This is a genomic window from Glaciecola siphonariae (assembly GCF_042652645.1).
Taxonomy (GTDB): Bacteria; Pseudomonadota; Gammaproteobacteria; order Enterobacterales; family Alteromonadaceae; genus Glaciecola; species Glaciecola siphonariae.
Genome location: NZ_JBHSGU010000002.1, coordinates 2065248 through 2086402 on the forward strand (window position 1 = coordinate 2065248; position 21155 = coordinate 2086402).

General features: G+C 44.9%; 18 protein-coding genes and 1 tRNA gene. 9 read left to right on the forward strand and 10 right to left on the reverse strand.

Annotated features, from left to right (window positions below; translation table 11 throughout):
• Positions 1–51: 51 nt before the first annotated feature.
• Both ACFO4O_RS10375 and ACFO4O_RS10380 read right to left on the reverse strand, forming a co-directional pair.
• A complete protein-coding gene (locus ACFO4O_RS10375; RefSeq protein ID WP_382408076.1) occupies positions 52–939 on the reverse strand; it encodes an ROK family protein in 888 nt (295 codons plus the stop codon).
• Complete coding sequence (locus ACFO4O_RS10380; protein ID WP_382408323.1) at positions 929–2158, reverse strand: MFS transporter; 1230 nt, start codon at positions 2156–2158, stop codon at positions 929–931. Before ACFO4O_RS10380 ends, ACFO4O_RS10375 begins: the two co-directional genes overlap by 11 nt.
• Positions 2159–2688: 530 nt before the next feature.
• Between ACFO4O_RS10380 and ACFO4O_RS10385 the strand changes: the two genes are divergently transcribed.
• Complete coding sequence (locus tag ACFO4O_RS10385) at positions 2689–4599, forward strand: alpha-amylase family glycosyl hydrolase (RefSeq protein WP_382408078.1); 1911 nt, start codon at positions 2689–2691, stop codon at positions 4597–4599.
• A gap of 33 nt (positions 4600–4632) precedes the next feature.
• On the opposite strand, the gene yfcC is transcribed toward ACFO4O_RS10385, so the two are convergent.
• A complete protein-coding gene (gene yfcC / locus ACFO4O_RS10390; protein ID WP_382408079.1) occupies positions 4633–6141 on the reverse strand; it encodes a putative basic amino acid antiporter YfcC in 1509 nt (502 codons plus the stop codon).
• A 275-nt stretch (positions 6142–6416) separates the two neighbouring features.
• Here yfcC and ACFO4O_RS10395 point away from each other — a divergent pair, with 275 nt between their 5' ends.
• The gene (locus ACFO4O_RS10395) at positions 6417–8294 is read left to right on the forward strand and encodes a cyanophycinase (protein WP_382408081.1); all 1878 of its coding nucleotides are present in this window, start codon (positions 6417–6419) and stop codon (positions 8292–8294) included.
• A 32-nt stretch (positions 8295–8326) separates the two neighbouring features.
• Here ACFO4O_RS10395 and ACFO4O_RS10400 read toward each other — a convergent pair whose 3' ends face one another.
• Positions 8327–9346, reverse strand: coding sequence for a LacI family DNA-binding transcriptional regulator (locus ACFO4O_RS10400; RefSeq protein ID WP_382408083.1), 1020 nt, complete (start codon positions 9344–9346; stop codon positions 8327–8329).
• A gap of 205 nt (positions 9347–9551) precedes the next feature.
• Positions 9552–9627 (reverse strand) — tRNA-Gly (locus ACFO4O_RS10405).
• A gap of 273 nt (positions 9628–9900) precedes the next feature.
• On the opposite strand from ACFO4O_RS10405, the gene ACFO4O_RS10410 reads away from it, so the two are divergent.
• On the forward strand, positions 9901–11172 hold the full coding sequence (locus ACFO4O_RS10410) for a diguanylate cyclase (protein ID WP_382408085.1): 1272 nt from the start codon (positions 9901–9903) through the stop codon (positions 11170–11172).
• 17 nt (positions 11173–11189) lie between these two features.
• Here ACFO4O_RS10410 and orn read toward each other — a convergent pair whose 3' ends face one another.
• The gene (gene orn, locus ACFO4O_RS10415; RefSeq protein WP_382408087.1) at positions 11190–11735 is read right to left on the reverse strand and encodes an oligoribonuclease; all 546 of its coding nucleotides are present in this window, start codon (positions 11733–11735) and stop codon (positions 11190–11192) included.
• A gap of 286 nt (positions 11736–12021) precedes the next feature.
• On the opposite strand from orn, the gene rsgA reads away from it, so the two are divergent.
• From rsgA to ACFO4O_RS10445, 6 genes are all read left to right on the forward strand, one after another.
• Complete coding sequence (gene rsgA / locus ACFO4O_RS10420) at positions 12022–13047, forward strand: small ribosomal subunit biogenesis GTPase RsgA (protein WP_382408089.1); 1026 nt, start codon at positions 12022–12024, stop codon at positions 13045–13047.
• A 79-nt stretch (positions 13048–13126) separates the two neighbouring features.
• Positions 13127–13978: an archaetidylserine decarboxylase gene (gene asd, locus ACFO4O_RS10425; RefSeq protein ID WP_382408091.1), complete on the forward strand. Its 852-nt coding sequence runs from the start codon at positions 13127–13129 to the stop codon at positions 13976–13978.
• A 63-nt stretch (positions 13979–14041) separates the two neighbouring features.
• Complete coding sequence (locus tag ACFO4O_RS10430) at positions 14042–14938, forward strand: DMT family transporter (RefSeq protein ID WP_382408093.1); 897 nt, start codon at positions 14042–14044, stop codon at positions 14936–14938.
• Positions 14926–15639: a glycerophosphodiester phosphodiesterase gene (locus ACFO4O_RS10435; protein ID WP_382408095.1), complete on the forward strand. Its 714-nt coding sequence runs from the start codon at positions 14926–14928 to the stop codon at positions 15637–15639. The genes ACFO4O_RS10430 and ACFO4O_RS10435 overlap by 13 nt, the downstream gene beginning before the upstream one ends.
• A gap of 225 nt (positions 15640–15864) precedes the next feature.
• Positions 15865–16086 (forward strand): AbrB family transcriptional regulator, encoded by a 222-nt coding sequence (locus ACFO4O_RS10440; protein WP_382408097.1) that lies wholly within the window; start codon positions 15865–15867, stop codon positions 16084–16086.
• Entirely contained in the window at positions 16083–16517 is a 435-nt protein-coding gene (locus ACFO4O_RS10445; RefSeq protein ID WP_382408099.1) for a PIN domain-containing protein, read from the forward strand. Before ACFO4O_RS10440 ends, ACFO4O_RS10445 begins: the two co-directional genes overlap by 4 nt.
• Before the next feature lie 396 nt (positions 16518–16913).
• On the opposite strand, the gene ACFO4O_RS10450 is transcribed toward ACFO4O_RS10445, so the two are convergent.
• The 4 genes from ACFO4O_RS10450 to ACFO4O_RS10465 form a co-directional block, all read right to left on the reverse strand.
• Positions 16914–17525 carry a DUF4304 domain-containing protein gene (locus ACFO4O_RS10450; RefSeq protein ID WP_382408101.1) on the reverse strand — a complete coding sequence of 204 codons (612 nt, stop codon included), beginning with the start codon at positions 17523–17525 and terminating at the stop codon, positions 16914–16916.
• Positions 17522–19015: an RHS repeat domain-containing protein gene (locus tag ACFO4O_RS10455; RefSeq protein WP_465253833.1), complete on the reverse strand. Its 1494-nt coding sequence runs from the start codon at positions 19013–19015 to the stop codon at positions 17522–17524. Before ACFO4O_RS10455 ends, ACFO4O_RS10450 begins: the two co-directional genes overlap by 4 nt.
• A 600-nt stretch (positions 19016–19615) precedes the next feature.
• Positions 19616–20008 (reverse strand): MerC domain-containing protein, encoded by a 393-nt coding sequence (locus ACFO4O_RS10460; RefSeq protein ID WP_382408325.1) that lies wholly within the window; start codon positions 20006–20008, stop codon positions 19616–19618.
• A gap of 228 nt (positions 20009–20236) precedes the next feature.
• Positions 20237–21070, reverse strand: a complete 834-nt coding sequence (locus ACFO4O_RS10465; RefSeq protein ID WP_382408105.1) for a divergent polysaccharide deacetylase family protein — start codon at positions 21068–21070, stop codon at positions 20237–20239.
• Between the last annotated feature and the right edge of the window lie 85 nt (positions 21071–21155).

Below are 21155 nucleotides of genomic sequence, written 5' to 3' on the forward strand. Positions count from 1 at the left end.
TTAATTATGAAGCCGCAAGTCAGCGGCCAAGCTATTATGATTATTCGCGTATCAGGTCTTATTAACGTCAAGCAAGGCAAGCGCGCCTAAAAGGCCTGAATCTGTCGACAATCCTGGAGCGGTGATAATATCAGACAATGCGAGGTCTTGCGGAAAACAAATATAGTCGCCTAGGTTTTTTTCAGTTTGCTCAATGATTTTTGGCAGTAAAAAAGACTGCTGCATTACGCCGCCACCTAAAATAATTTTCTGCGCCGACAATGTCATGAGCAAATTATGACACACCTGACCTAATACGTTTGCTTCAGTTTCCCACGCAGGATGGTCTTGCGGCATATCTTGAGTGCTTTGATTCCAAATTTTCTGCATCGAGGTGCCTGATGCCAGCCCCTCTACGCAGTCGCCATGAAAGGGGCATTGGCCCTGCACGCCCTCGGGTACTTTAATTCGCATGTGGCCCATTTCTGGATGCACCAAGCCCTTCACAGTTCTGCCACCAACCACTAACCCACCGCCAAAACCGGTTCCCACAGTAATATACACCACAACATCAAAGCCCTGCCCTGCTCCCCATCGGTACTCGGCGAGTGCCGCAGCATTTACGTCGGTATCAATGCTAACTTTCACATCGAGCGTTTCGCTCAATCGGGAGCCTAGGGGAGCATCGGTCCAATACGGCTTAGGCGTTTTAGTCACATTGCCGAAGGTTGGTGAATTTGGGTTTAAATCGAGCGGCCCAAAACTGGCTAAACCGAGTTGGTCAAAATCATGACCTTGGCTTTTTAAATCTTGATAGAAGTCGATAACTTGCCCGATAGTTTCTTCAAACGTAGTTGTAGCAATGCGCGTTTTAGCGAGCACGTTTTTATTAGCATCAAACAGTGCACAAATAAACTTCGTGCCGCCTGCTTCAATAGCTGCATAGGATTTAGGCGCCATATTCTTCTTTCTCAATTTGAGCTAATCGTTTTTCGGTAGGGTTAGCGATGTAGTTATATAAAAGGCCAAAGAATAAAATCATGGTGAATACCGTTGCCACAATAAAGCCATACTTAGCGTCACCGCCATTCGCATCGCTCACTAATCCCATAATAAAAGGACCGGCTGCAGCACCCGCCGCAGTCCAAAAAAGGATTAAGCCCGCTACTGTGCCGTGCATTTTTCGTGGAAAACACGAGATCCCTTTAGAATTGAAGGTTGGATATATCACCGACATAAAGATACCGGTTAATGGGAATAAGAATACCGCCACCTGAGGACCCCCCCACAAACCGCCAATAAAGCACATCATAATGGCAAAGCTAAAGAGCATTAAAATCAAGGCCCAGTTAAAGCGTGCCATGACCCACATCCCAACAAAGCGACCAATTGCGCGCAGAATAAAAAAGGCCGACACTGCGTACATTGCCAAAAACTGCGTTGACTCATCTTGATAACATGCGAAGGCATCGCTAGCACTGGTTGCCCCGCACACTAGATAACTTGGCATCCATACGTAAATTGCACTTTCGGCCGCGACGTACAAAAAAGCACCTATCGAGAAACTCATCGCATAACCGTTTTTCATCAATTTTAGGCTGTCAATCATCGAGGCTTTTTCGGCGGGCTGCGTATTTGCCTGCTCTGATACTTGGCGATGATCTGGGTAATTAACCATGCTGGCCATAACAATCAACACCGTACACATTGCGCCGGCAACGACGTATAACCACTGCCAAGAAATGCCTTGATGGATAAGGTAAACAACAATCAAGGGGCCGATTATCGCCCCGACGCCAAAAAATGCCTCGGCTCCGTTCATCGCAGACGTGTGCTCTTTATTAGAGGTCGAAATATCGCCGATGAGCGCAAGTGCACCGGTTTTAAAGACGCCCACAGCGACGCCTGAAAGGGTCATTAAACTAACGATAAACCAGAAGGTCTTGCCCAGCATGAACATATAGCAAGCGAGTGCAAATAGCCCTAAACCTAAAATAATGGTGCGTTTACGTCCGAGTCGGTCTGCTAAAAAGCCTAAGAATAAACCTGATAAGGCTATTCCCAACATGGGCAGTGAGTGCATCAAACTGGCCTGAGCATTGGTCACGTCAAAGGCGATTTTCACTTCTTTAATGATTTCGCCCACTGAGTCTGACGTCATTGCGAACATCATAAACATCATGAAAGTGAGCCAGCGTACTAGCCGATTGTTTGCTTCTGATTGTGTTGCCATTTTTATTTGCTCGCTATAAATAATGTGTCGTGAACAGTTTTCTGACTCATCGGAGAAGGTCATCGCTCGCGCATCTTGTGCGAGCCTCGTTTTATTGGGGTATTCAATCTGCCATGTTTACTGCATGCGGTGCGGCATCGTCGCATCTGCGCTGTGCTTGTTGTTGCGACCTTCGTTGTGCCCATCGTTGTGCCAGCAGTCGATTGTAAGCGTTTATTCACGTTCGACTGTGGCGCTTCCATGGTGCTTTTATGGCACTTTCATGGTATTCCAAATTTCACACTCTCTTTACAGAGCTTATGTTTTATCATCAATTACGCTTATACACAAATCGCTAGAAGCCTTTGCTAAAGTCAACTTAATCGATTAAGATGCATCCTAACAAATGTTCCATTTGATGTAAATATCTTGTAACATCGCGTTGTCACTTCGTGTCGCAATGCACAAACATCAAATCTTTAAAAAGGTACTCACTGATGGATTTTGCTAAGCAAAGTAATCTCACTCTCTCACGCATACTTGCACAATTAGACATGAGCGACTTAAGCGCTGCCCAACAAAAGGTTTTTAAGCAGCGACTACAAAGCCACTTTCCGTCATTGTTTCAAAGCTATTATGAGGTTTACGGTTGGCAATATGATTTCTTCTTCCATTTGCAGCAGTTGGTCAACACACTCAAGACCGGTTTTGCCGAGCGGCCCAATACACTTAAAAATAAAGACAAGAAAAAACTAGCGCAAAGCGACTGGTATAAGCAAGAGAACATGCTGGGCATGGCATGCTATGTCGACTTATTTGGCGGTGATTTAAAAAAACTGCAGAAGCGCATTCCGTATTTTAAAAGTATGGGTATCAATTACGTCCATTTAATGCCGCTTTATAAATCGCCAGAGGGCGATAGCGATGGCGGCTATGCAGTATCTGATTACCGCACGGTTAATCCGGCCTTGGGCAGTATGGACGATTTAAAAGCATTGGCCAAAGCGTTCAACAGCGCAGGTATCAATATGGTACTCGACTTTGTATTTAATCATACCTCTGATGAGCATGAATGGGCTATGGCGGCAAAGGCTGGCAGCGAGCAGCATCAAGCTTATTATTATATGTTTGACGATAAGACCATTCCTAATCAGTACGAAGAAAATTTGCGAGAAATCTTTCCTCAGGTACGCCGCGGCAACTTTACCTATGAGCCGAAAACGAAAAAATGGGTGTGGACTACTTTCAATAGCTTTCAGTGGGATGTGAATTATTCAAACCCTGAGGTATTTAACGCAATCACCTCAGAAATGCTGTTTTTAGCGAATGTTGGCTGCGACGCCTTGCGCCTGGACGCACTGGCCTTTATTTGGAAAGAAATGGGCACCAATTGCGAAAACCAAGCGAAAGCGCACACGCTCATCCAAGCCTTTAATCGTTGCCTGCAAATTGTTGCGCCTGCTGTTGTGTTTAAGTCAGAGGCAATCGTGCATCCCGATGAAGTAGTGAAGTACATAGATAAAGACGAATGCCAATTGTCATACAACCCTCTGTTGATGGCGCTTATCTGGAATAGCTTAGCAACAAGAAAGACACGTTTACTTACCGCCTCAATGCAAAAAACTGGCGTGATTTCTGAGCATTGCAGTTGGGTAAACTACATACGGTGTCACGATGATATTGGCTGGACATTTGATGATCAGGTTGCCGCAGAGCTTGGTATCAACGGCGACGACCACCGTTACTTTTTAAATCAGTTTTATACAGGACGTTTTGCAGGCAGTTTCGCTAACGGCGTTGCCTTTGGCGAGAATCCAAGCACAGGGGATTGCCGAGTCTGCGGCTCACTAGCCTCACTATGTGGATTGGAGCGTGCCCAAGCTGAAAATGACGCCGCTGCTATTGAGCTCGCCATCAAGCGTATTTTGTTAGTCCATAGCATTATACTAAGTGTGGGCGGCGTACCCCTTTTGTATGCTGGCGACGATTTTGGCTTACTCAATGATTACAGTTATCAGAACGACCCCAGTAAGCAGCACGATGCTAGGTGGGTTAACCGTATCGCGGTTGACGACAAAACACTGGCCGCATCACCTAACCCAGACATTACCAATGCCTTAAAACAGCTCATTGAGATTCGCCAGAGTCAGGCAGTATTGGGCGCGGCGAGCACTGAGTTTTTACCCGCACCAAATGAGCACGCCTTCGCCTATCTGCGCGAAGACCAGAGTGAACGCTGTTTGTGTATCGCCAACTTTAGCGAGCATGAACTTACCATTCATCCTGAGTCGCTAGCGTGCTTACAGCAGTCTATCGCGACCGATTTATGCGCCTTAAATACTATTGATTGTCGACAACCATTGTATTTAGGCCCGTATCAGTTTGTATGGCTCAAGGTAAGTAAATAAGCTGGGGTCTGCAGATACTTGAGGGTGCACTGCTTATTGAAAGCCGATGGCAACGGCAGTGCACATTGCGGCAATGGCAGTGGCAAACAGCAGTAAAAAGAATCGCCAAATAAAGCGTAACCACTGACTCCAGTCTATGCGAGCAACGCCCAAGCAGCCAATCAAAGATGCTGAGGTTGGAATAATAATATTACTCAAACCATCGCCTAACTGAAAGGCCAAAACCGCAGTTTGGCGGCTGATCCCGACCAAATCAGACAGCGGCGCCATTAGCGGCATGGTAATAGCAGCTTGCCCCGAACCAGATGCAACAAAGAAATTAAATACTGACTGAAACCCAAGCATCGCGACCGCATTAACGTAGGTGCTTGTTTCACCAATCGCGCCGCTGGCGTAATATAATATGGAATTTAACACCGAAGGTTCGCTTACATTATCCCCGCCCAGCACCAACACTATGCCTTTTGCCATTCCCACAATGAGGGCTGCCGGCAGTAAATCTTTTGCACCTTGCTGAAAGGCTGCCGAGACTTGATTGGCGCTCATACGCTTACCGAAAAACGCAAGCACGCCTGCCGCTAAACCAATACAAAAAAACTGCGTTGCGATTTCAGGTATGTAATAAGCGTGCTGAGTCACGCCCCATATCACCCAAACAATGCCGCTGAAAAAAACCAGTAATATTGCGCTGTCTAGGTGCCCATAGCTACCCTGTACGGATAGTTGCTGCTGCTTAAAGTATTCGTTGCTGCTTGCGCACATTGACCGACTAGGCTGGCGCTTCACGCCCCTCGCATACCACATGGTAAAAGCTAGACCCATGCTGGTAAAAAGGCACCACATTGCTATTCTGAACCCCTGCCCAGAGAGTAAGGGAACATCGGCAATACCTTGGGCTATGGCGACGGAGAAGGGATTCATCCAACTCGTTGCGAATCCAATTTGCGTTGCTACATAAGTGATCATTACGCCTACGATGGCGTCGTACCCAAGGGCAACTACCAAGGGCACCAAAATAATACAAAATGCGATGGCCTCTTCTCCCATCCCAAAAATTGCACCACCAAGGGAAAACAGCACAAACATAAGCGGGAGCACCACCAAATCAGCGCCTTTTGTCTTTTCAATTAAGGCTAGAATGCCGTTATTTATCGCACCTGTTTGCATAACAATACCAAAAGCGCCGCCCACCACCAGAATAAAGGCAACCACGCCAATGGCGGAGCCGTATTTACTGCCAGAAACTAAGCCTTCAAACGCATAATTAAGCGCTCCCATACCTTCACCGCTTGCAAACACAGGCACGCCGTCTGGTTGAGCATCGTCTACAAACCTAAAGCTGCCTTGTTTTATGAGTGTGCGAGTGACTTGTTCGCCGTCAACGGTTTTAGTTACCTGGTGAGTCTCGAAGTGCCCTGCGGGCAGAAAATAGGTGAGTGCACTGGCCGCTATAATCACCAAAAACAAAATAACGAATGCATCAGGCATTTTACTGCTTAATGCGCTTTGCCCTGGCGAAGAGTCACTAGTATCTGAAGTCATGTTTACGTTTAAATCCTAGCGACGATGCGCATACTATTATGTTGATTTGGCCGATAGTAACCATTAGTGTAAATTAAAGTCAACGCAGACCCTATTTGCCCGCACTTACAATGAGCGCAATAGGATTGGTCTCCATTTTGGTCTATTGACCTTTGCTTTAGAGCGTATTTATGCCCCTTTTCTTTTTCATGCACACTGATTGGCCATGGCGTAGGGCCAGCAGCAATGTGCATTCTTTTCGCCGTTGTAGCTGCTTTTTGCTCATATTGCTAAGTGTGAACGTGTGGGCGGTTGCCCCTATAGATGAGGTACTGAATGAATCAGACACCCAGTTACACAGCAGAAGCCTTAATGACTCACCTGAAACAGCGCACAAGCATACCAATCAGGCGCTCGCTGACAAAAAGCCTAACTTGCCCTTTCAGTTACTCCTCGCAGGCGGCGCGCTAAGCACATGTTCGAGCTACTCAAAACATCATTGCCAAGACAATACAGCGTTTGTGAATGCCAAAACAGGTTTGCTGTATGAGTTGAGCCCAGCGGCCTTCTCTAGATTAGCTACTTTTATTCAAAGCGCACCCGATGGAAAATACTCTGCATTGAATAACATTATTGCCACTCTTTCTAAACAAGCGCAGAAAAGCCCCCTCTCACGTCGAGAACTGTTTGCAATATTCGACCAACTCGAACTTACCGATGCGGTCGATAACTTACATGACGGGGCATATTTTGCGCTGCTCGACCATCTTGAATATGCCCAGTTTGAACCTGAACCTGAACGAAAGCCTGAACCTAAACCTGAACAAAAAACCAATGCAAAAGAGCGATTAAAAGAGCAAGCGAATGTTAAAGCCACCAATAATTCGCATAGCCAAGCCATCTATCAACGCTTTGTTAAAGAAGTAAACACGATTGCAGCGGCCCGAGGGCAGCAGCCACAAATTCTTGTTGCAACGTCATCATCGAGAGACGCTTTTGAAGTCGTCGATTTTTATCGGTCAGTTTTTAACTCGCTCGGAGTAAAAACACTGTGGCTACCAATTGACGCCAGTTTAGCGTATGCGCTGTCGGCAAAAGCCTTCAATCACCTCTGGGCTGATGATATTTGCGAGCAACTCGATAGCATTAGACAAAAGCATCATGTTTTTGACCGCGAGCGTGTGTATCCTGATCTTGTTGCCCAACAAAAAACAATGTGTGAACAACCTGAATTACTCAAAGCCTTAATTGCCGGCAGTCAGGGCTTGTTTTTCAATGGCGGCGACCAAAGCAAAACACTTGCAAGTTTGCTTAACAGTGATCAGCAGGCTTTGCCATTTTGGCGCGAGGTAATCGAAAAAGTAGGTCGTTATGAGATGATTGTTGGTGGCACTAGCGCAGGAACAGCAGTGCATGCCGGAACATCGTTTAATGCAAAGACCCTTCCTATGATATCTAATGGCAGCAGCGAGAATGCGATAAAGCGCGGCGCCTTTGCACACTCATCGCCAAGCCAGCGCTGCAGCGTATCTCCCTGTGAGCAACAAAGCGCAATTAAACCTAATGACCTTACCTACATGCCGAGCGGCGGTTCAGGTTTATTCGGCGTAGGCACCTTAGACACTCATTTTTCAGAGCGTAATCGAGAAGGTCGGCTCGTCGCCCTAGTGGCAAAAACAGGAGCTCGTTTAGGTGTAGGCGTAGACGAAACCACTGCTCTGCTCTACCGTGTTCAAACAAAAAATGCACAAAGCAATGAGCCAAACACAATTGATTTGGAGGTAATTGGCAAACATGGCGTGTTTATTGTTGACGGGTTTGAGCAAAAACAAAGCATCTCTTACAACAAAGGACGCAGAAGTTCTCAATACACAGGAGTGAGCCACTACTTGTTTTCTGGGAATGCGCTTAGCGTAGATTTAAGTAGCACTCAGTGGCATATACCCGAAGGCGCATTGCAAGAGAGTTCAGCGCTGAACATCCCTAATCTTGAGCAAGGCGAGTGGCGAAACAAAACCCGGCGCGCGTGCGCAAATTCACTCAACACCTATTGGGTATTAGATGACGTTGAATATGCGCTGACAGCTGATAACAAAACGCAGTTTTTTACTGATGGGGAGTCGTCACAGTGTGGTTATATTTATTTGCCATATTCGGTGAGTTTTCAGCCGTGAACGCTTAGCTAAATACTTAAATACCTACATACTTAGGCCGACTCGCGCACAACCAGTTTTGCGTCCATCATGGTGCGTTCATTTGAGGCTTTAAGCAATAAATTAGCCGCCAGCTGGCCTTTTTCATAGCCCTGCTGGCTAATTGTGGTCAACGGTGGCTGATTTCGCGTCGCCTCGGCAATGTCATCAAATCCAGTGACCTTAACATCTTCAGGCACGCGTAAACCGAGCTCTCTAGCAACCTTGCAAACCGCGATAGCGATGATGTCACTCATGCATAATATGACGTTAGGCCGTTTTGGCTGGCTAAGCAGGTATCTTGCGCCCTCTTCTGCCTGAGACATAATATTGATTGGCAAATGCACTATATGCTCTGGCAAAATTTCAATTCCGCTTTGCTGCGCGCCTGCCAAATATCCAAAGAGTCGCTGCCATGAAATCTCTTGCTTGTCGTGGTCTAAATCCGTTGCACTCAAGGGGTGAACATGGTCATCGTTATGTTTTAAACGCATGCCAAGAATGGCGGGAATATCGCTAGCGTTCGTAATAGCGTGAGACGCCAACTGCTTGCATGCCTCATAGTTATCTATGTTTACAGAAGGCACCTCAGGATAATCAAAGTCAACTACAATGAGCGGTTTACCCGAACGGATAACCCGATTGAAGCTATCACCTTCTGGCGCTCCATAAAATATGAAACCATCAGGCAATGATTCAGCTCTTATTTGCGCGTCAGACTTAATCGTTGACGACAATAGCAACAGCTGTTTATGAGCCTTAGCTAAGACCTCAGTAATGCCCGCCATAAAATCAGTAGCCATAGGATCTGAAAAGCTATAGGTTAAAGAATCGGAAAGCATGACAGCAATCACATCCGACTGACCAGAACGTAATGACCTGGCAATCATACTAGGTCCGGCGTAACCAATACGCTCACATTCACTTAAAATTCGAGAGCGCAACGCTACCGAAAGTTGGTCAGGGCGATTAAACGCATTTGAAATGGTCGCGGTAGACACACCTAATAATTTTGAAACGTCTTTAAGTGACAAGTTTTTTTTCTTTTGAGTCACGCGGCATCACAGTCTGCAAGTTGAAAGTTGACTAGCAAGATTGCCACAAAAATAAATTTTTTACCACATAAACAAATATCTTAACCGCCTGCATCATGCATGGCGAGGGGTCGGTGACATCAGATGTTTATTTACTCACGACAGCCAAATATAATTGTTTAATACAAATATGGCTTTAAAAGAATGGAGCGGGAAACGAGATTCGAACTCGCGACCCCGACCTTGGCAAGGTCGTGCTCTACCAACTGAGCTATTCCCGCAAATTGGACGCGCATTATAAAAAAATCGCTGTAGGTTGCAAGCTTCTTTTGTACTTTTTTTTGGATTCTTAACAAAACTATTCGATTTATCACCAAATCGCTCAATTTTAAGCCCATTGAGCCGATAACAAGATGAGCGGTAGGTGTAAGCAGCATGTCATCGCAAGGGCGTGCTGAGGTTAATAGATAGATAAGGTATATGCACCGACTATATACCGCAGCAAAATGTAGTGAGACACATTTTATATTGTGAGTTTGAGGTCAGGAGAAGTAGTGAAATACAAAATTTTGCTTATTGAACACGACGGCTCTAGCCTTCGCGTTTTAAAGCGTGTGATTGGTAAAGCAAACCTTGATGTTGTGACTGCCACCAGTCTTACCGAAGCCAAGATTATATTTGAGCATTCAACCCCAGAATCGTTTTTGTGTGCGGTAGTAGACTATCAGCTACCCGATGCAAAACATGGGGAAGCCATAGACTTTGCCATAGCTTCTTTTGTCCCGGTTATTGTTATTACAAGCCAAACAGAGACTGATGTGCGCGACCGCATATTAAGTAAAGCCGTGGTCGACTATATTCCCAAAAGCAACGCGCAGATTTACGAATACTTATCGCGTTTGCTCACTCGCCTAGAAAAAAACAAGCGCGTTGGTGTACTCACCGTCGGTGGCAACAACAAAAGCCGCAGTGCAATTTATTCCTTACTGACCAGGCACAACTTTATCACTTATCAAGCCGCCAATGCAGCTTCGGCGCAAAAGCTTTTGCAGGCTCATCCACATATCAAGCTAATGATTACCGACCAAGCACTGCCTGATAGTACAGGTGTCGATTTCGTTGCTAATGTAAGAAAACAATACAATAAAGAGCAACTGAGCATCATTGGCACCAGCGACAAAGCAGACCCTGCGCTTTTAGCCAACTTTATTAAAAGCGGCGCCAACGACTATTTGAGAAAGCCATACTGCCATGAGGAGTTTTTCTGCCGAGTGCTGCAAAACGTCGAATACGTAGAGCAAATCGAGGTAATTAAGCGAACTGCGAATACCGATTACCTCACCGGCTTACCTAATCGAAGGCACTTTTTCAGTCAGGTGAGCGATATAATACAGCGTAAACCAGAACAAAGGTCGCTGGCTCTGCTCGACTTAGATCATTTTAAGAATATCAACGACACCTACGGGCATGACTACGGAGATATTGTATTAAAAGAAACTGCCAAAATGATGAAAAAGCACTTTTCACAAGACTGCGTTTCACGCTTTGGCGGTGAAGAATTTTGTGTGTTTATGCATGACTTAACACCTGAGCAAGCGTTTGAGAAGGTAGAGCATTTCAGGCAGGCTGTGAGCGAACGAGTCTTTAAGCGGCGAACAAAGCGCATTCAATGCTCAATCAGCATTGGACTGACACATTTAGAGGCGCACACAATAGAAGATTTGCTCTGCGTAGCAGACGAACATTTATACAAGGCCAAAGCCAAAGGCCGCAATTGCGTTATTCAAGATACGCCACATAAATTGCCGAAGGCCGTTGGTGAATAGTCCAAAGGCTTTGTTTACTAGATTTTAAACACGTGCTGACGATAGTACTGCAACTCTTCAATCGATTCTATTATGTCGTCGAGTGCAAGGTGCACGCCTTTTTTCTTAAAGCCTTTTGCTATATCTGGCCGCCACCGTGCGCACAACTCTTTAACCGTGCTGACATCGATGTTTCGATAATGAAAATAATCATCTAACTCAGGCATATATTTGACTAAAAACCGGCGGTCTTGGCTAATGGAATTACCGCATAGAGGCGATTTCCCTTTGGGCACCCATTGCTCCAAAAAACGCAGGGTTTCGTCAGCCGCCATTTTTACCGAGTAATGGCTATCTTGGCAGCGCTTGGTCAAGCCTGACTCCCCATGGGTGCGCGTACACCACTCATCCATCGCATTAAGCACCTCATCGCTTTGATGAACGGCAATTACCGGCCCTTGAGCGAGTACATTAAGCTCTTTGTCGGTCACTATGCTAGCAATCTCAAGCACTACGCAGGTCTCTGGGTCTAAGCCCGTCATTTCCATATCAATCCAAACCAGATTTTGGTCATCTAATGCCATAAGTGCTCCTTTAGTGGATGAGAAAGCTGTTTTAATAAAGTGTCGTGGTATTGTCATTACTACCGCATCAACGTTTTACCGAAAGCTTGCATCATCGCTGCTTTATCCAACATGATGCCTTAGCATGCTGACAAAATTAAAACATCATGCAAGGTACTATGCAAAAGGGTATCATGCGAAAAGGTATCACGATGCATCAATCGTGTTAATGAAAAACGCGCATGTAAGCGAAATTTTCTACTATTTCGTTTGTTATCAATTTACAAATAGGCAGCGTACTGAATAAGTGGCTAAAAAACCTAAACTATCAAAAAACCAAAAGCGCCAAGTAATGCGCAATCGCGACAAGCGCATTGACAGCGACTCATCAAGCTCATCTGAACATTTGGGGGAGCAAATTTCTGGTCGCGTGATTTCGCGCTTCGGAAAGCACGCCATTGTTGAAGACGATGCGCATACTAATCACAAATGCCATATACGCCGCACGGTAGAGTCTGTCGTTTGCGGCGATCATGTTCTATTTAGACCAAGTGAAAGCCAAGACGCCCGAGACAGGGGCATTATTGAAGTTGTGCTTGATAGGCGCTCCACTCTCACGCGCCCCGACTTTTATGACGGCGTAAAACCGATTGCTGCCAATATCGATCAAATCATCGTAGTTAGCGCCATTACTCCTGCATTGTCAGCTCATATAATCGACCGCTACCTAGTTGCCTGTGAGCACGCGCAAATTACTCCGGTAGTAGTGGTCAATAAAGTGGAGCTTTTAAGCAAAGAAGCACTTGCCGACGTAAACGCAGTATTGGCGACTTACCAAGAGATTGGCTATGAGGTTATTTTAGTAAGTTGTGAGACCGAACAAGGCCTTGAAAACCTAAGCCACTATCTACTCGATAAAGTCAGCGTGTTTGTGGGTCAAAGCGGCGTCGGAAAATCGAGCATTATTAATCGTTTACTGCCAGATGCAGCCGAGCCTGTGGGCGAAATCTCCGACAACTCTGGACTCGGTAAGCACACTACTACAGCATCTAAACTCCTGCATTTTGCACAGGGTGGTGAGCTTATTGACTCACCCGGCGTGCGCGAGTTTGGGTTGTGGCACTTAGACGCCGACTCTGTGACTAACGGCTTTGTTGAATTTAGGCGCTACCTTGGCGGATGTAAGTTCTCTGACTGCAAGCATCGAAGTGACCCCGGTTGCCTTATCACACAGGCGGTTGAGGCAGGCGATATCAGTTTGAGTCGCTATCAAAGCTACCTAAAAATTATTGATACTCTGGCACAACAAAGACCTGCTTATGCAAAAGGATAATGGCTCATAAGCGTTTAGTGCGTTCTTATTTGCGCCTCGTATTGTACAATACGGGCGTTGAACAGTTTGGAGCTCACTCGTGCTTGATTGGATTAAAGTTAAAACCCAGTATATTTTACCAAAACATCTTATCTCTCGTTTTTTAGGTGCAGTTGCATCGCGCGATTTAGGCGCTTTTACGCAGTTTTTGATAAAGACGTTTATTAAATCCTTCGGCATTGATATGAGCGAAGCACTTTACGAAAAGCCCAGCGCATATAAAACGTTTAACGAGTTTTTCACGCGCCCGTTAAAAGATGGAATTCGCCCTATCGAAGCTGGCGAGGATCAGCTTTGTCATCCGGTAGATGGCGCTATTTCTCAATTTGGCGACATTCAAGCCGACCGCATCTTTCAAGCCAAAGGACACGATTTTAGCCTAACTACTCTTTTAGGTGGAAAGCCCGAGCTGGCCAGCGTGTTTAAGGGCGGTAAATTTGCTACGATTTATCTTGCCCCTAAAGACTACCATCGCATTCATATGCCGGTAGAAGGCACGCTCACCGACACCCTCCACGTTCCCGGTGAACTCTTTTCAGTGAATCCGCTGACTGCGCAAAACGTGCCGGGCTTGTTTGCCCGCAACGAACGTGTTGTAACGCTGTTTGATACGCCCTATGGCAAAATGGCAATGGTATTGGTTGGCGCTACGGTAGTGGCCAGTATAGAGACAGTATGGGCAGGCACGATTACACCGCCTGCTGGCAAATACGTACAGCATTGGCAGCACGAGTCAGACGATATACGTTTAGAAAAAGGGGCCGAAATGGGCCGCTTTAAACTAGGCTCCACCGTAGTGCTATGTTTTGAGCCTAATCAAATTGAATTTGAAGACATGTATGCCGGCATGACCACCCGCTTGGGCAAATTGATGGCTAGTAAAGCCGAATAATGCTGATTAAAAACATTTCTTTTCTGCAAAATCTCACTAACCTAACAACGGTTACAAGCTAATATGGACGCGGTCCAAAAAAGTCTGATTAACCTACATTTAACGGTGATGTTGCTTGGCGGTACGGCTTTGTTCTCAAAGTTAATACCCTTATCTGCGCTGGATATTACTTTTGGGCGCTCGCTGCCAGCGTGTTTGTTTTTGTTCGCGTACGTTAAACTGAGCGGTGAGTCACTTAAATTAAATAACAACAAAGACTATTTTATTGCGACCGGCTTGGGCTTAATTATGGCCGTGCACTGGGTAACCTACTTCGCTGCAATGCAATACTCTTCGGTATCTGTAGGCATTATTGCCTTATTTACCTTTCCGGTTGTTACCGTTTTATTAGAGCCATTTTTTGAGAAAATCCGCCTTGTTTGGCAAGATATTGTTAGCGCGTTAGTGGTGTTAGTCGGTATTTTCATGATTGTGCCTGATGTGTCTATTGAAAACGATATAACCTTGGGCGTAATCATTGGTGTATTTTCTGCATTTTTATACGCTATTCGCAACCTTTTGCACCGTCAGTACTTTTGCCACTACAGCGGTTCAAAAGCTATGGCCTATCAAATCGCCGTTATCTGCCCGTGCCTAATTTTATTTGTTTCAGACGATTTCTTTAGCGTCGACCAAGCTTTTAATATGCATACTGCATTGCTCCTATTATTGCTAGGAACCGTGTTTACGGCGTTACCACATGCGTTAGTGGCAACCTCATTAAAGCATCTCCGCGCAAAAACCTTTTCTTTAGTGGCTTGCATGCAACCCTTTTATGGCGTGGTGTTCGCAATTTTTATGCTAAATGAATCTCCCACGTGGCAAACCCTCGTTGGCGGTGTTTTAGTGATTTCGGCAGCAGTTTACGAGACCATTAATACCCATCGACAGCATCGAAAAGATAAACAATGCTCGTCTTAGCGCATCGTGGGTTGAGCGCTCATTACCCAGAAAACACGCTTCTCGCATTTGAAAAAGCCATTGAATTAGGCGCTAAAGCAATCGAATGCGATGTGCACCAAGTTGGCGATGAGTTTGTTGTATTTCACGATTATTCGCTGTGGCGACTGTGTAATACCCAAGGCATGTTGTTAGAGCAAAATATACATAGCCTAAAAGCGCTTAAAATAGCAGGTGAGCACCCTGTACCAAGCCTTGAGCAGGTTGTTGAGCTATGTGCACACAAAGTGCTGCTAAACCTTGAGCTAAAATCGATTCAAGACCCGTCTGCATTTGCCAACGCCTTATGCCAATATTTGCAAAGCTTTGACGAGGCTGATGTAAATATCACTTTATCGTCGTTTAACCATCCACTGCTTACTGAGCTTAAGGCGCAGTTTCGGGACACTCGTTTAGCCACGCGTATTCGGTATGGCGCGTTAATTGCGCATTTACCTAATGATTTAGCGCAATATGCACTAATGATGGACGCGGATATTGCTGCCATAGACGCCCATTTAGTTAACGAGGCTTTTGTGCAAGATGCACATAAATATAATATTAAGGTGTGGTGCTACACGGTAAATGACACAGCGCTTTTACAACGTTTGTTTGCATACGGGGTAGACGGCATATTTAGCGACGACGCACCATGGGCGATATCACAAATTAACAAGCTCTGATCAAGGGGTCAGGTTCCTTGAAACCGACCTGTCTGCTGTATGGAAGAAAGGCGTGTCTCGATTATTTCCATGTTAAGCAACTTGGATAGATTGGACCCCTAGATTGGTATCATGAAATAAGAGACATGTACTTTCGCTGTAATGTAGCTTGACACATCTTTACTAATTGACTATCAGTAAAGATATGTTAGTCTTTACTTCTACCTAATAAGTAAAGAGATGATCATGGCAAAAGTAAGCTCTAAAAGACAGATTACATTACCGATTGAGCAGTGCGTAATAGCGCACATTAACGTTGGTGACGATGTTGAAAGTTTTGTGGATAGACAGGGGGTTATTTCGATTGTGAAAAAGCAGTCTGGTTCAGCGAAAGGCCTATTAAAAGATATTGCTATCGATACGCTCATTAGTGAGCAGGAATCGTTAGAGAGCGCTCTGAATAAATGATTGCGATTGATACCAATGTATTGCTTCGCTGCTTGTTGCAAGACGATGAAAAGCAATCTGATAAAGCTTCAAAGTTGATTTTAGGCAATCAAACTGCCCTGGTAACTGACATAGTGCTAACCGAAACAATCTGGACACTTAAAGGCAAGCGCTACAAGCTAAAAAAAGAGCAAATTATTGATGTGGTTCATGCATTATTTGCAGAGCCTAATGTGATTTTTGAAGACGGGCAAGCTGTGTGGGGGGCTTTAAAAGACTACACTAACTCCAAGCCTATAAGGTCAGGTGGCAAAATTAAACAAGCTGACTTTGCTGATGCGCTAATTGTAAATAAAGCCAAGCGTTATGGTCAGTTAAACAGAAGGGAAGTATCAGCAATTTATACCTTCGATAAAGCAGCGTTAGAAATAGACGGTACTGAACAACCTTGATAAGTGGAATAACTAAAAAATTCTGTACGTCTTATTTTGGCATTTGTCGCCATCATAGAGGCCACCTGCGAAGCCAAAGGGTTAAAAGCGCTAAATCCGCTCAAGGGGTCAGGTTCCTTGAAACCGACCTTTCTGTGGTATGGAAGAAAGGCGTGTCTCGATTATTTCCATGTTAAGCAACTTGGATAGATATATTGGGAACATTAATTCTAAAGCGGCGATAAAATTGATTCTCTACTTAAAAACAAACTTTTAAACATTTTATCTTAAATCGCTTCGATTTTTACACTAATAGCCAAGTCATATTTTCTATTGAGCAGAAAATCAGCGGGAGCTAAACATCAAAATAGCTTTTCAAGGAACAACCTGCCCCCTAGATTGAAGAACGAGCTTTTTCTATTGCAAGGCGGCTAAAACCTGTTTGGCGCGAGCAGCCCAAGCTTTATTATTTCCTAAAACCAAACCATTCAAAATATCTAATGAGGCTCCCTGATCACCTAGCGATTTTTTTAACAGTGCAAAATAGATCTGCATTAAGGGATATTGCTGCTGCCATCCTCCCATGCTATCGACAAATTCATAAAGGCTTTTAAAGTAAGTCATTGAATCCATAAAGGGCAATACTTTACTCTCGATAGCTGATTTCAGCTCAGACCCAACTTTATCGATATCTTCATCGGTCTCTAAATTCCACCAAGTATCAAGCGCTTGTCCCGAAAAGTTTTCTTGTAACAAAGCCCCTAAACGAAATCGAACGACACAATCTGCTTCCTGAGCAAATCCCTTACATGGCTCATTCCAAACAGTCTCATAAAAGCTTGGAACAAAAACACCTATGTTCAGAGTGAAACGCTCACTACCAGTTGTACTGCCTTTCGACTCTTGTACATCAATAACATCGATGAACGAAGCTCTACTTCGATTCCAAGAAAGCTTTTTCTTCTTAAAACTATTTTGTTTCAGTACTGGGGCAATATAGCCCTTCACTAAATTATCTATTCTGCTCATAATTTTTTAGCATCGTAATAAATGACTCTGCCTTTCATGCCAAGTTGCTCACGATATCGTTCTGCTTGGCGTGCTCCTGTCCTTCGACCAGATGGCGTATTAGGTTTCAACTCCATAAATCGACCACTTGGAGTAACAACGTCAGGCTTATGAATTTTACCGTCTGCACCTCTCAACGAAGGATTTGCTTGCCAACCTGGTTTTAAGTCAACTTTCTGATCAAGTTCTTTATGGGCTTGCTTACCTCTCTCAATCGCAGCTCTAACTTTTGGATTGGCCGCCCCTTTGAGAGTTTTTCCTGCACTGTTTGTAACAAGCTTCTTCCCCCCAGCTTTAGCAATACCGCCAAGCCCACTTGCCAAAATGCCCGTATACTCTCCAGCGGTATAAGCCCCTGAGCATTTGTCTACTTGGTGGGCATTGCCAAGTGCTTCGTTCACTTTATCGGTTAAACCAAACGATAAGGCACTGCCTAAACCGGCTGCAAAGTTGACTAAGCCTCGTGGTAAGCGCGGCAACAATCCATCGGGGTCAATCAGATTTACCGGGTCACCATAGGCATATGCATACAGGTTACTGTCCCCACCTGCAAAACCTAATGGCTCCTTGGCCGTCCATCTGCCTGTATATGCATCATAATCCCTTGCACCGAATCTGACTAGTCCTGTGTCACTATCATAAATCCCACCTGCAAAACCAAAAGGCTGAAAGCCGGGGTTGGTGTCTTGCGTGACTCTTCCAAATTCATCATAGCTTAACTGTTGGGCAATTTCGCCTGTTCGTGAGTTAATTAGCGCAATCGGCGAGCCTCTGTAATCAACAATGTAACGATAGCGGTTACCGTCTTTTATCATGTAATCGGGCACGTTGCTGCGACTAGCATATATAAAGCGGCTGATAACTTCGTCATTTGCATTTAGCTCAGCAATGGGTGAGAGCTGGTCTAGGTATAAATAACCGGCGGTTTTAACGCCGTCTTTAAAGCGGGCTATGCGCCTATCAAACGCATCGGTATCGTAGCTGATGGTGCTGGTAATGCCGGTGTCTGTGTTAGTTTTATTTACCTCTAGCAAGTTGCCCATAACATCGTAGGTGTATTGGCTTTGCTCATTGGCGCAGGTGGCGCTTGTGCGCACGCCTTCTATATCATGGGTATATACACAATTACCGTAGGTGAGCACACGGTCTTGGGCATCATAAGTACCGGTTTCTATTTCGCCATTGGCTTCGCGGCTTAATCGGTTGCCGTTGGCATCAAAGGTGTAGTTGACGGTGTTTGTGCCTGCTTCGTCACTCACGCTGCTTAAGCGACCCACCTCATCGTAGCCATAAAGCTGGGTTTTACTCTCGCCTAATAAGCTTGAGTCAACGCGGCTCAATCGCCCTAGCAGGTCGTAGGTGTAATCCACATCGTAGATATCGTTTTGTTGGTAGTTGACGTCACGCGAAGCCACATCACCATAATCATTTAAGCTTATATATTCGCGCACACGCTCAAGTCGAATCGCTTCTAAACGTCCGTCAACACCACTTTGATCAAGGGGTCAGGTTCCTTGAAACCGACCTGTCTGCTGTATGGAACAAAGGCGTGCCTCGATTATTTCCATGTTAAGCAACTTGGATAGATATTTTGGGAACATTAATTCTAAAGCGGCGATAAAATTGATTCCCAACTCAAAAACAAACTTTTAAACATCTTATCTTAAATCGCTTCTATTTTTACACTAATAGCAAAGTCATCTTTTCTATTGAGCAGAAAATCAGCTGGAGCTAAACATCAAAATAGGTTTTCAAGGAACCTGACCCCTAGATACAAGGAACCTGACCCCTAGATACAAGGAACCTGACCCCTAGATTAAGGAACCTGACCCCTAGATTAAAGCCAAGCGTTACGGTCAGTTAAACAGAAGGGAAGTATCAGCTATTTATACATTCGATAAAGCGGCGTTAGAAATAGACGGTACTGAACAACCTTAATAAGTGGAATAACTAAAAAATTCTGTACGTCTTATTTTGGCCTTTGTCGCCATATCATATAGGCCAACTGCGAAGCCAAAGGGTTAAAAGGCTAAATCGCTAGGGCGAATTAATTAGCAGGACTTGCACTGTCGGCATAGTTTTAAATTAACGAGGTGTGCGGCGATAATAAAACCTGCGCCCACAGCGATAGTGAAGGGCTCGTAAGCCTCGCCAAAAATATCTTTATTCCAATAGATTAACCCGCCAAGACTCAATGAATATAGGGGGTAGAGCTGACGATGATATTGCTTAAATCCAATAAACAGTGCCGCAAAGCCCACCACAATAGAAATTGTTAGTATGCCACGCTCAAACCAGTCTTGTGCCACGAATGACGAGGCGAGCAAGGGTAAAACTGGCAAAAGCAAAGGTAATAATAAGCAGTGCACTGCGCACATTGCAGATACCCATACGCCAAGCTTGTCGAGCACTCGATTGTTAAGCGGAACCCTTTTTAGAGACACATCATCGCCCTCTACTTCGTTCGCGTGAGCAACTATGTTCGAACTTTTTATTTGCACAGACGTTTACCTGCCTTGAATGATTACTTTGTTTAGCGGATGAGCTGCCAGCAAAATATCATCTTGATGAATCAATTCGCATGCGTGATGTAATACTATAACATTAAACGCTGCACGAATGAAATACTATTACATCTAAATCTCATTTTTGTGCAAAGCTAAGATATAAATTTATTTTGGCGCGGAAGACTGAGGCTCAGCATTGCTAATCGCAAGCGCTGTAGAGACGGTTGTTTGATTAGGCTTATCGTTATCTATGGCGTGATTAGACTGAACTAACATGGGGTTAATTCTGAATTTATCGGTTTCCCTCAGGTATTCACTTATTGTCACCACTTCAATATCGTCGGGCAGTTTAGCTAAGGCTTCTTTTAGGTAAGTCACGCTCACTTTATGTGGATGCGCAATCCCAATTGCTTTTCCGTTTCGTCTTGCTCGTTTAATAAGTTTTTCAAACTGCTTGTCGATAAAAGCGGTGTTTCTTTCGTGATCCAGAAAAACATGGCGTGTGGCTGAGCTTAAACCGAATTCTTTGGCAATGCTCCCTGCTTTGGTGAACTTGGTAGTGCGACTGTCAATAAAAAACATGTTGCTTTGCGTAAGCGAGCGCATCACAGTCTGCATAGGGAGTGTCATTTGGGTAAGCTTGCTGCCCATGTGATTATTCACGCCCACCGCATGGGGTACCGTGCTTAGCGCAGCATGCAGTGCGTTCTCTAGCTCCTGCGGATACATACTTGAAAGCAAAGGGCCCTCGCCTAGCGCTTCACCATTCAGTGATTCCATAGGCATGTGAAGCATAACCTCACGATTTTGCTGTGCAGCGGTAAATGAAAACGGGGTAGAGTAACGGGTGTGAGGTAAGATTGAGAATGTCACGCTTCTAGGTAGCTCAAAGGCATATTTATCTGCCGCCTTAGCTCCGATATCGTCTATTATTATAGCGATTTTCGACGTCGACCTTTCGCTTGCGTTAGCACACGCAAAAACAGTCAACATAGCCATTAGGGTCAATATTTGCTTTAACACAGCGTTAGTATTCAGTCATTTATTGTTAGGTTATCAATGTATTGCAAGAACTGCACCCACT

Coding starts and splice junctions, on each gene's coding strand:
- ACFO4O_RS10385 (WP_382408078.1), top strand. CDS start 2,689: ATGGATTTTGCTAAGCAAAGTAATCTCACTCTCTCACGCATACTTGCA.
- ACFO4O_RS10450 (WP_382408101.1), bottom strand. CDS start 17,525: ATGAGCAGAATAGATAATTTAGTGAAGGGCTATATTGCCCCAGTACTG.
- ACFO4O_RS10375 (WP_382408076.1), bottom strand. CDS start 939: ATGGCGCCTAAATCCTATGCAGCTATTGAAGCAGGCGGCACGAAGTTT.
- ACFO4O_RS10430 (WP_382408093.1), top strand. CDS start 14,042: ATGGACGCGGTCCAAAAAAGTCTGATTAACCTACATTTAACGGTGATG.
- ACFO4O_RS10435 (WP_382408095.1), top strand. CDS start 14,926: ATGCTCGTCTTAGCGCATCGTGGGTTGAGCGCTCATTACCCAGAAAAC.
- ACFO4O_RS10380 (WP_382408323.1), bottom strand. CDS start 2,158: ATGTTTATGATGTTCGCAATGACGTCAGACTCAGTGGGCGAAATCATT.
- yfcC (WP_382408079.1), bottom strand. CDS start 6,141: ATGACTTCAGATACTAGTGACTCTTCGCCAGGGCAAAGCGCATTAAGC.
- ACFO4O_RS10440 (WP_382408097.1), top strand. CDS start 15,865: ATGGCAAAAGTAAGCTCTAAAAGACAGATTACATTACCGATTGAGCAG.
- ACFO4O_RS10445 (WP_382408099.1), top strand. CDS start 16,083: ATGATTGCGATTGATACCAATGTATTGCTTCGCTGCTTGTTGCAAGAC.
- orn (WP_382408087.1), bottom strand. CDS start 11,735: ATGGCATTAGATGACCAAAATCTGGTTTGGATTGATATGGAAATGACG.
- ACFO4O_RS10465 (WP_382408105.1), bottom strand. CDS start 21,070: ATGGCTATGTTGACTGTTTTTGCGTGTGCTAACGCAAGCGAAAGGTCG.